This window comes from Falsiroseomonas sp. RANM36, assembly GCF_056682175.1.
In genome coordinates, this window is the sequence record NZ_JBWXTD010000005.1 from 52,426 (window position 1) to 61,876 (window position 9,451).

The window sequence follows — 9,451 nt, forward strand, 5'->3', positions numbered from 1 at the left end:
GGGCGCCGCCCCGCGGGGGGGCCGGGCCGGGCGCGCCCGGCCGCGCGGCGGCGCGCGGCGCCAGCGCCTCGCGCAGCCGCGCCTGGTCCTCGGCCGCAAGGCTGCCGGTGCCGCGCACGCGATCCAGCGCCGCGCCGGCATGGCCGGCGAGCCAGTCGGCGAGATCCGTCGCGAAGGCGCCGATGCGGTCGAGCGGCAGCGGATCCAGCAGCCCCTCCGCGACCGCCAGCAGCAGCGCCACCTCCACGCCGAGATCGCGCGGCGCGTGGCGGCCCTGCTGCAGCACCGCGCGGATCCGCCGGCCATGCTCGAGGCGCGCGCGCGTGCGCGCCTCGGTCGTGGCGCCGAAGCGCGAGAACAGCTCCAGCTCCTCGAACTGCGCGTAGTCGAGGCGCAGGTCCTCGGCGACGTCGCGCAGCGCGCGCGCCTGGGTCTTCCCGCCGACGCGGCTGACGCTGCGGCCGATGTCCACGGCCGGGCGGCGGCCTTCGTGGAACAGCCTGGCGTCGAGCACGATCTGCCCGTCGGTGATGGAGATCAGGTTGGTGGGGATGTAGGCGCTGAGATTGTCGGCCTCCGTCTCCGCGATCGGCAGCGCCGTCAGCGAGCCGCCGCCCTTCGCCGCGGAGAGCTGCGCGGCGCGTTCGAGCAGCCGCGCATGCAGGTGGAAGATGTCGCCCGGATAGGCCTCGCGCCCCGGTGGCTGGCGCAGCAGCAGGGCGAGCTCGCGATGCGTCGCGGCGTGCCTGGTGAGGTCGTCGAGCACGATCAGCGCGTCGCCGCCGGCATCGCGGATGTGCTCCGCCATGGTGAAGCCGGCAAAGGGGGCGAGCCATTGCAGCCCCGGCGCCGTCGCCGCGCCGGCGACGACGAAGATGCAGCGCCGCGGGTCGCCATGCCGGCGCACCGCCTCGATGGCCTGTCGCACGGAGGAGGATTTCTGGCCGATTGCGACATAGACGCAGGCCACGCCGCTGTCGCGCTGGTTGATGATGCTGTCCACCGCGATCGCCGTCTTGCCGGTCTGCCGGTCGCCCAGGATCAGCTCGCGCTGCCCGCGGCCGAGCGGCAGCATGGCGTCGATCAGCAGGATGCCGGTCTGCAGCGGGCGGGTGACAAGGTCGCGCTCGATGATGGAGGGCGCCGGGCGCTCGGCCGGTTCGTGGGACGTCGCCTGCACCGGGCCGAGCCCGTCGAGCGGGCGGCCGAGCGGGTCCACCACGCGGCCGAGCAGCGCATCGCCCACCGGAACGCGCAGCACCTCGCCGGTGCCGTGGACCGGCTGGCCCGCCGCGATCCCCGCGCCGGCATCGAGCAGCACGCAGCCGATGTGGTCCACGTCCAGGATCCGCGCGAGGCCGGTGCTGCCATCGGCGAAGCGCAGCAGTTCGCCCGCGCGCAGCTCCGGCAGGCCGGAGACCAGCGCCACGCCATCGCCGACTTCCTTGACCCGGCCGAGGGAATCCGCGACGGGCCCGAGCGCGGCGCGGCCGATGCGCCCCGCCGCCCGCTCGGCCCAGGCATCGAGGCCCTCAGGCGGGCGCGCCGTCATGCGTCACTTCGGCGGCGAGGCGTTCGAGGTCCGCGGCCCAGCTGCTGCGCAGCACGGCGTGCGGCGCCCGCAGCTCGAGGCCGGCGAGCAGCGCCGGCTCCACCGCGAAGGAGAGGCCGCCAGGGTCGGCGCCGAGCCGCTCCGCGAGCCAGCGGCGCAGGCTGTCCTGCGCCGTGGGCGCAAGCGATGCGGCCGTCGCGACCTCCAGCGGTCCGGCGCGCAGGCTGTCGCGCGTGGCCCCGGGCAGCCCGGCGAGGGCCTCCGCGAGGCGATCGAGGAAGGGATCGGGCGGCGGCGGCGCCGACTGCGCGAGCCGCGCCGCCATCGCCGATGCGAGCCGCGCGGCCTGGCGGTGGATGTCGTCCTGCGCCGCCTCCGCTTCCCGTTCGATCCTTTCCTGCGCTTCCTTGGCAAGGCGCGCGGCCTCGGTCCGCGCGCGCTCCATCTCGGCCGCGGCCTGTGCCTGCGCCGCCTTGCGCGCCTCTGCGAGCAGCGCCTCGCGCTCGGCTTCGATCGTCGCGCGGCGGCGGCCGATCTCGGCCTCCATCGCCTCGGCCTTGCGGCGGCCGGCCTCGGCCTCCGCCATCAGGCGGTCGGAGGCCTCGCGCCGCGCGGCGACGACGCGCATGACCGGCCGATAGAGGAATCGCTGCAGCAGCCAGGCCAGGATCAGGAAGTTGATCGTCTGCAGCCCGAAGGTCCACCAGTCGAACCGCACGCCGTGCTTCCCGCGCTTCAGCGGACGAAGGGATTGGCGAAGAGCAGCAGCAGCGCGATCACCAGGCAGTAGATCGCCATCGTCTCGATCATCGCGAGCCCGACGAAGAGCGTGCGCGACAGCACGCCGGAGGATTCCGGCTGACGCGCGATCGCGTCCATCGCTGCGGCCACGGCGCGGCCCTCGGCGAGCGCGGGGCCGATCGCGCCGAAGGAGACGGCGATGACGGCGCCGAGGATGCTGATGTGCTCGATGTAGGTCATGCGCGGCCTATGCCCTTTCCGTGCTGCCGATGGCGGCGCCGACGAAGACGGCGGCGAGGGTTGCGAAGATGTAGGCCTGCACGAGGCCGGTCAGGATATCGAGCGCCATGAAGGGGATCGGCACGAACAGCCCCGCGAGCGAGAGCACCAGCGCGCCGATGAAGGCCGCGCTCATGATGTTGCCGAACAGGCGCACCATCAGGGAGAAGCTGCGCGTGAACTCCGAGATCACGTTCAGCGGCAGCATGATCCAGACCGGCCTGGCGAAGCTCGCCAGGTAGCGCCCGAGGCCGAGCGTGCGCACGCCGTACCAGTGCGTCGCGGCGAAGACGATGGCGGCGAGCGCGGCCGGGGTCTCGATATGCGCCGTCGGCGGCTCCAGGCCCGGCAGCAGGTGCAGCAGGTTCGCGGTGGCGAGGAAGATGAAGAGCGTGCCGATCAGCGGCAGGAAGCGCGCGGGCTCGACGCGCATCGTCGCCCGGATCTGGTCGGCGATGCCGCAGACCAGGAGCTCGAGCGCGGTCTGCAGCGCCCCCGGCCGCAGCGCCAGCCGCCGTGTCGCGAGCGCGCAGCCGAGCGTCAGCGCCAGCATCAGGCCCCAGGTGGTGACGACCGGCGCGGTGACCGGCACCGGGCCGAGCGAGAACAGCAGGCGCGCGGCGAGCGGGCCTTCGTTCATCGCGCCGCCCTCGCGGCCCGCAGCGCGCCGGCGCGCGCGAGCAGGATGCCGGCGAAGGCGGCGAGCAGGCCGGTCCCGCCGCTTCCCATCGCCACGCCGGCCAGCACGGCGGCGAGCAGCGACATCCGGGCCAGGTGCAGCGCCACCGGCCGCCAGGCGGCCCCCCGTTCCAGGTAGAGCGTGGCGTTGCGCCGCAGGCTGCGGAAGAAGACGAGACCGGCCAGGAGCCCGATCACGCCGCCCGAGACTGCCTGCGCCGCGAGGCTCATCGCGCCTGCCCCATCTCGTTCATCCGCCGCCAGGCGAGCCAGCCACCGATGGCGGCGCCGGCGACCACCAGCGCGCCGGTCCAGAAGATGCCGCTGCCGGCCAGGCGGTCGAGCGCGCGCCCGGCCAGGATGCCGAGCAGGATCGGCGTCACCACCAGCCAGCCGAGCGCGCCGATGGTGGAGAGATCCGTCCCGAGCGCGCGTTCCCCCTCCGCCCGATGGCGTGCACGCCGCGCCTCTTCGCGCCGCACCGCCTCGACCAGCGGGTCGGGCGGCGGCTCCTGCGGGAGCTCGGCGGCGGTCATGCCGCACCCCCGGCGCCCGGCGGCCGCGGGCCGGGCCGCAGCAGGCCGATGATGCGGCGGATCGCCATCGCCTGGAGCTGTGCGGTGGAGACGCGCTCTGCCTGCTCGCGCGCCGCGGCCGCGGCGAGTTCCTCGCGCAGCGCATGCTCCAGTCTGGCGATGTCGTCGTCGAGGACGGCCTGGCGCGTGGCGATCGCGATCTCCTGCCCGCTTCCATCCACCGTGAGCACGCCGCCCCGCACGGCGCAGTGCCCTTCCTTCCCGCCCTGCTCGCGCCAGCTGACGACCGAGGGGGCGAGCGCCGTGAGGAAAGGGGCATGGCCCGGCAGGATGCCGAAGGCGCCGCTCTCGTCCTGCGCGCGCAGCGCGACGATGCCGTCGCGTTGCAGCAGCAGGGCCTCGGGTGTGGCGATGGTGAGCCTCACGACGCCGCCCGTTCCCTGGCGCGCGCCTCGTCGAGGTCGCCCGCCATGTAGAGCGAGGATTCCGCCCAGTCGTCGCATTCGCCGTCCAGGATGGCGCGGCAACCGGCGATGGTGGCCTCCCGCGGGACGCTGCGGCCGGGCTTGCCGGTGAAGGCCTCGGTCACCTTGAAGGGCTGGGTGAGGAAGCGTTGCAGGCGGCGCGCGCGCGTCACCGCGCGGCGGTCGGCGGGGCTGAGTTCCTCCAGGCCGAGCATGGCGATGACGTCCTGCAGGGAGCGGTAGTGGGCGATGATCTCGCGCACCGCTTCCGCCGTCGCGTAGTGCTCCTCCCCCACCACGGTCGGGTCCAGCAGGGTGGAGGTGGACTCCAGCGGATCCACCGCCGGATACATCCCTTCCGCCGCCATGGCGCGCGACAGCACGATGGCGCTGTCGAGATGGCCGAACAGCGCGGTGACGGCCGGATCGGTGAAGTCGTCGGCCGGCACGTAGACGGCCTGGATGGCGGTGACGGTCGCGCCGGGAACGGAGGCCACGCGCTCCTGCAGCTCCGCCACTTCCGTCGCCAGGGTGGGCTGGTAGCCGACGCGCGAGGGCAGGCGGCCGAGCAGGCCCGAGATCTCGCTGCCGGCCTGGACGAAGCGGAAGACGTTGTCCATCAGCAGCAGCACGTCGCGGTGCAGCGCGTCGCGGAAATACTCGGCGACGGTCATCGCCGTCAGCCCGACGCGCCAGCGCGCCCCCGGCGGCTCCGCCATCTGGCCATAGACCAGGACGGTGCGGTCCAGCACGCCGTAGCGGCGCATGTCGAGCAGCATCTCGTGCCCCTCGCGCGTGCGCTCGCCGATGCCGGCGAAGACCGACAGGCCGGTATAGGCCTCGACCGTGGTGCGGATCAGCTCCGTCACCAGCACGGTCTTGCCGACGCCGGCGCCGCCGAACATCGCGGCCTTCCCGCCGCGCGCGAGCGGCGCGAGCAGGTCGATCACCTTGATCCCGGTCTCGAGCAGGTCGCGCCGTCCCTGCTGCTCCGCGAGCGGGGGCGGGGGGCGGTGGATCGGCCAGCGTTCCGCCGCCGCGGGCAGGGCGGGCCCGCTGTCCGCCGGCTCGCCCAGCACATCCAGCAGGCGGCCGAGCACCGCCTCCCCGACCGGCACGGCGATCGGGCCGCCGGTGCGGATGGCGGGCGAGCCGCGGCGCAGGCCGTCGGTCTCGCGGAGCGCCACCGCGCGCACCACCCGCTCGGTCTGGTGGCTCTGCACCTCCGCGACCAGGCGGGTGTCCCGGTCCCAGGCGATCTCGACCGCCTCGGCGAGGCCGGGCAGGTCGTGCGCGGGAAACTCCAGGTCGATGACCGAGCCGCGCACCGCGACGACCCTGCCGCTTGCCGGGGCCGCCGCGGACGGGCCGGGTGCGGGCGTCATCGCCACGCGATCCCGCCGCCTTGCGGAGCGCCGGGGCGGCGGGGCATCGAGGCGCGAGAAGGATCTGGCCGCGACATGCTGCGATCACCCGAGGTCGGCACCATGGCCAAAGCCTAGCAGCTCTGGCCCGGCTTACGGGCTGACCCAGATCAACTCGGCTTGTCGGCGCCGGCCCGGCCTCGGCGCTACCGCGCCCGTGGCCGCGTCGTCGCCAGCCACACGCCGGCCAGCACGATGGTCCCGCCCGCCAGCACCAGCGGCGCGGGAACCTCGCCGAGCAGCAGCGCCCCGACCGCGGCGGCGAAGGGCGGCTGCAGGTAGCCGACCATGGACGCATCGGTCACCCGCGCCCGCGCCAGCAGGCCGAGGAACATCGTCAGCGGCAGCGCGGAGGCGAAGATCCCGAGCAGCGCGATCACCAGCAGAGTCCCGGCCGGCACCGCATAGGCGCCTTCCGGGGCCAGCGGCAGCGAGATCAGCAGCGCGACGCCGCCCGAGACGAGTTGCTGGCCGAGGGCCAGCTGCGCCGGCGAATCGGGCCGCGCGCGCCGGGCATAGATGGTGCCGATCGCGTAGGAGAGGCCCGAGAGCAGCACCAGCAGCCCGCCGGTGAAGGAGGCACGGCCGGCCAGCGCATCCGGCCCGAGCAAAACCGCGATGCCGGCGAAGCCGACCAGCAGGCCCGCCACGCTGCGCGGCCCGGGCCGCTCCTCGCGCAGCAGGCCGAGCGTCAGCAGCGCCACCAGCAGCGGCGTCGCGGCATGGATCAGGGCGGCCGGCGCCGCTTCGATCGAGCCGAGCGCGAAGGCGGTCAGCAGGTTCGGCACCCAGCCATTCGTGGTGCCGAGCACCAGCCAGTCCCGCAGCCTGAGACGGCCGCCGAGCTGGCGCGTGACCAGCAGGAAGGCCAGCACGCCCGCCGCGGCGAAGAGGCCCCGCAACGCCGCCAGCGCCAGGGGCGACATGTCCATCGCCACCAGCCGCAGCAGCGGGAAGGAGGATCCCCAGAGACCGCCGATGACCAGGAGCCGCCACCAGAGGGCCGGGCCGGTCAGCGTCATCGGCCGCCGGTGGCGTTCCTTTGCCGCTCGATCTCGCGCCAGCGGGCGACGTTGCGGTTGTGTTCCTCCAGCGTGCGGCCGAAGGCGTGGCCGCCGCTGCCGTCGGCGACGAAATAGAGGAAGTCGGTCGCCTCGGGGTTCAGCACGGCGCGCAGCGAGTCGCGGCCGGGGCTGGCAATGGGGCCGGGCGGCAGGCCGCGCGTGCGGTAGGTGTTGAAGGGATGGTCGCGGTCGAGGTCGGCGCGGGTCAGCGGGCGGTCCAGCACGCCGCCATCGGCCGCGGCATAGGCGGCGGTGGGATCGGATTGCAGCGGCATCCCCCGGCGCAGGCGGTTGATGAAGACGCCGGCGACCTTCGCCCGTTCATCCGGCTTGCCGGTCTCGCGCTCGACGATGGAGGCCAGGATCACCGCCTGGCGCGGGGTGGCGAGCGGCAGGTTGGGCTGGCGCGCGGCCCAGAGCTCGGCGAGCGCCGCATCCATCGCCTGGTCGGCGCGACGCACGACGGAAGCCCGCGAATCGCCCCATTGGTAGGCATAGGTCTCGGGCAGGATCTGGCCCTCGTCGAAGCGGGGCATGTCCCCGGTCAGGCCCTCGGCGCGCTCGAGGATGGCGACGATCTGGCCGACCACCAGGCCCTCGGGGATGGTCAGGCGGCGCTGCACCGGGCGGGCGGTGCGCAGGACCTCCAGCACCTGCTGCAGGCTGGCGCCGGCGGGGAAGACGAATTCGGCGGCGCGCAGCGCGCCCTGGCCGCGGGTGGCCCAGGCGGCGAGGAGGAAGGCGCGCTCATCGGCGATGACCCCGCGCTCCGCGAGTCCGGCGGCGATGGCCGTCAGGCCGCCGCGGGGGACCACCATCTGCGCCGGCTCGGCGAGCGGCCCGGGTGCCGCATAGGCGCGCTGGGCATACCACCAGCCGCCGGCGGCGAGGCCGCCGAGCAGCAGGAGCAGGATGACGATGACGGAGGATAGGCGGCGCATGCGCCGAGACCTGTGGCCGTCGTCGCGCCGGGTTGCAAGAGGCGCCGCGCCGCTTCGTGTAACGGCGCCGCGCGCGGCGGCTACGCCGCCTTGCGGAAGACGATGCTCGCGTTGGTGCCGCCGAAGCCGAAGCTGTTGGACAGCGCGACCTCGATCTTCCGCTGCTGCGCGACATTCGCCACGCGGTCGATCGGGCTTTCGCGCGAGGGACTGTCGAGGTTCAGCGTCGGCGGGGCGATGCCGTCGCGGATCGCCAGGACGGAGAAGATGCCCTCCACCGCGCCCGCCGCGCCGAGCAGGTGGCCGACGGCCGACTTGGTCGAGGACATCGCGAGGCCCTTGGCCGCGTCGCCCCAGAGGCGTTCCACGGCGCCGAGCTCGATGTCGTCGCCCATCGGCGTGGAGGTGCCGTGCGCGTTCACGTACTGCACCTGGTCTGGCCGCACGCCGGCCGAGGCCAGCGCGGCCTTCATCGAGCGATAGGCGCCGTCGCCATCCTCGCTCGGCGCGGTGATGTGGTGCGCGTCGCCGGACATGCCGTAGCCCACCACTTCGGCGTAGATCTTCGCGCCGCGCTGCTTCGCGTGCTCGTATTCCTCGAGCACGACGACGCCCGCGCCCTCGCCCATGACGAAGCCGTCGCGATCCTTGTCCCAGGGGCGGGAGGCCTTGGTCGGCGTGTCGTTGAAGGCGGTGGAGAGCGCGCGGGAGGCGCAGAAGCCGGCCATGCCGATCTCGCTGACCGCGGCCTCGGCGCCGCCGGCGACCATCACGTCGGCATCTCCGAGCGCGATCAGCCGGGCCGCGTCGCCGAGCGCATGCACGCCGGTGGCACAGGCGGTGACGACGGAATGGTTCGGGCCCTTGAAGCCGTAGCGGATCGAGACATGGCCGGAAGCCAGGTTGATCAGCGCCGAGGGGATGAAGAAGGGCGAGAGGCGGCGTGTCTTGCCCTGGAAGATCTGCACCGACGCCTCGTAGATGGTCGGCAGGCCGCCGATGCCGGAGCCGATCATCACGCCGGTGCGGGTGCGGGATTCCTCGTCCTCCGGCAGCCAGCCGGCGTCCTGCACCGCTTCCTCCGCGGCGACGAGCGCGAGCTGGATGAAGCGGTCCATCTTCTTGACGTCCTTGACCGGGATCCACTCCGCGACGTCGAGCTTGCCCTCGGCCTTGGGCCCCTGGGGGACCTGGCCGGCCACCTTGGAGGGAAGCTGGCTGACGTCGAAGGACTGGATCGCGCCGAGGCCGGATTCACCGGCCGTCATGCGCTTCCAGACATGCTCGACGCCGAGCCCGAGTGGGCAGGCGATTCCCATGCCCGTGACGACGACGCGCCGCGGCGCCGCGAGATGACCGAACACGCCCGTTTTCCCCCTGGCTTGCCGTGAGAAGCGGGCGGCTCAGGCCGCCTTCTGCTTCTCGATATACTCGATCGCGTCCTTCACGGTCGTGATCTTCTCGGCGGCGTCGTCCGGGATCTCGACGCCGAAGGCCTCCTCGAAGGCCATGACCAGCTCGACGGTGTCGAGGCTGTCCGCGCCGAGATCGTCGATGAAGGAGGCCTCGGGCGTGACCTTCGCCTCTTCCACGCCGAGGTGCTCGACGACGATCTTCTTCACCTTCTCCGCGGTTTCGCTCATGGACCGGGGTCTCTCCTGCTGCGTCGTGCCGTGCCCGCCTGGCGCGGGGCGGTTCCTTGTATGCTGTCCGAAACGCCATGCCGAGCCTGCGGGCGCGGCCCCCCCGGGGCCGGGGGCCGGGGGGCGGGC

The 9,451-nt window shown here is 73.8% G+C and carries 12 protein-coding genes; all 12 read right to left on the bottom strand.

What is annotated here, in order from left to right; all coding sequences use genetic code 11:
- Positions 1-1,552, bottom strand: a 1,552-nt coding sequence (locus AC1MIR_RS18155) for a F0F1 ATP synthase subunit alpha (RefSeq protein WP_480029602.1), incomplete at its 3' end; no start/stop codon positions are given.
- Positions 1,533-2,270: a F0F1 ATP synthase subunit B family protein gene (locus tag AC1MIR_RS18160; RefSeq protein ID WP_480029603.1), complete on the bottom strand. Its 738-nt coding sequence runs from the start codon at positions 2,268-2,270 to the stop codon at positions 1,533-1,535. The genes AC1MIR_RS18160 and AC1MIR_RS18155, both read right to left, overlap by 20 nt.
- Positions 2,271-2,287: 17 nt before the next feature.
- On the bottom strand, positions 2,288-2,533 hold the full coding sequence (locus AC1MIR_RS18165) for a F0F1 ATP synthase subunit C (protein WP_480029604.1): 246 nt from the start codon (positions 2,531-2,533) through the stop codon (positions 2,288-2,290).
- Between the two features lie 7 nt (positions 2,534-2,540).
- Positions 2,541-3,212, bottom strand: a complete 672-nt coding sequence (locus tag AC1MIR_RS18170) for a F0F1 ATP synthase subunit A (RefSeq protein WP_480029605.1) — start codon at positions 3,210-3,212, stop codon at positions 2,541-2,543.
- Positions 3,209-3,481, bottom strand: coding sequence for an N-ATPase subunit AtpR (locus AC1MIR_RS18175; RefSeq protein WP_480029606.1), 273 nt, complete (start codon positions 3,479-3,481; stop codon positions 3,209-3,211). Before AC1MIR_RS18175 ends, AC1MIR_RS18170 begins: the two co-directional genes overlap by 4 nt.
- The gene (locus AC1MIR_RS18180) at positions 3,478-3,786 is read right to left on the bottom strand and encodes an AtpZ/AtpI family protein (protein WP_480029607.1); all 309 of its coding nucleotides are present in this window, start codon (positions 3,784-3,786) and stop codon (positions 3,478-3,480) included. Before AC1MIR_RS18180 ends, AC1MIR_RS18175 begins: the two co-directional genes overlap by 4 nt.
- Positions 3,783-4,211 (bottom strand): F0F1 ATP synthase subunit epsilon, encoded by a 429-nt coding sequence (locus tag AC1MIR_RS18185; RefSeq protein WP_480029608.1) that lies wholly within the window; start codon positions 4,209-4,211, stop codon positions 3,783-3,785. Before AC1MIR_RS18185 ends, AC1MIR_RS18180 begins: the two co-directional genes overlap by 4 nt.
- Positions 4,208-5,641: a F0F1 ATP synthase subunit beta gene (atpD, locus tag AC1MIR_RS18190; RefSeq protein WP_480029609.1), complete on the bottom strand. Its 1,434-nt coding sequence runs from the start codon at positions 5,639-5,641 to the stop codon at positions 4,208-4,210. The genes AC1MIR_RS18185 and atpD overlap by 4 nt, the downstream gene beginning before the upstream one ends.
- A 179-nt stretch (positions 5,642-5,820) precedes the next feature.
- The gene (locus AC1MIR_RS18195; protein ID WP_480029610.1) at positions 5,821-6,696 is read right to left on the bottom strand and encodes a DMT family transporter; all 876 of its coding nucleotides are present in this window, start codon (positions 6,694-6,696) and stop codon (positions 5,821-5,823) included.
- Positions 6,693-7,679, bottom strand: a complete 987-nt coding sequence (mltG, locus tag AC1MIR_RS18200; RefSeq protein ID WP_480029611.1) for an endolytic transglycosylase MltG — start codon at positions 7,677-7,679, stop codon at positions 6,693-6,695. Before mltG ends, AC1MIR_RS18195 begins: the two co-directional genes overlap by 4 nt.
- An 80-nt stretch (positions 7,680-7,759) precedes the next feature.
- Entirely contained in the window at positions 7,760-9,043 is a 1,284-nt protein-coding gene (fabF, locus tag AC1MIR_RS18205; RefSeq protein WP_480029612.1) for a beta-ketoacyl-ACP synthase II, read from the bottom strand.
- 39 nt (positions 9,044-9,082) lie between these two features.
- Positions 9,083-9,322 (bottom strand): acyl carrier protein, encoded by a 240-nt coding sequence (locus tag AC1MIR_RS18210; protein ID WP_480029613.1) that lies wholly within the window; start codon positions 9,320-9,322, stop codon positions 9,083-9,085.
- Between the last annotated feature and the right edge of the window lie 129 nt (positions 9,323-9,451).

Excerpts from the sequence above, each read along its gene's own strand:
- AC1MIR_RS18165 (WP_480029604.1), bottom strand. The coding sequence starts at position 2,533 with ATGACCTACATCGAGCACATCAGCATCCTCGGCGCCGTCATCGCCGTC.
- mltG (WP_480029611.1), bottom strand. The coding sequence starts at position 7,679 with ATGCGCCGCCTATCCTCCGTCATCGTCATCCTGCTCCTGCTGCTCGGC.
- AC1MIR_RS18195 (WP_480029610.1), bottom strand. The coding sequence starts at position 6,696 with ATGACGCTGACCGGCCCGGCCCTCTGGTGGCGGCTCCTGGTCATCGGC.
- AC1MIR_RS18210 (WP_480029613.1), bottom strand. The coding sequence starts at position 9,322 with ATGAGCGAAACCGCGGAGAAGGTGAAGAAGATCGTCGTCGAGCACCTC.
- AC1MIR_RS18180 (WP_480029607.1), bottom strand. The coding sequence starts at position 3,786 with ATGACCGCCGCCGAGCTCCCGCAGGAGCCGCCGCCCGACCCGCTGGTC.
- AC1MIR_RS18175 (WP_480029606.1), bottom strand. The coding sequence starts at position 3,481 with ATGAGCCTCGCGGCGCAGGCAGTCTCGGGCGGCGTGATCGGGCTCCTG.
- AC1MIR_RS18170 (WP_480029605.1), bottom strand. The coding sequence starts at position 3,212 with ATGAACGAAGGCCCGCTCGCCGCGCGCCTGCTGTTCTCGCTCGGCCCG.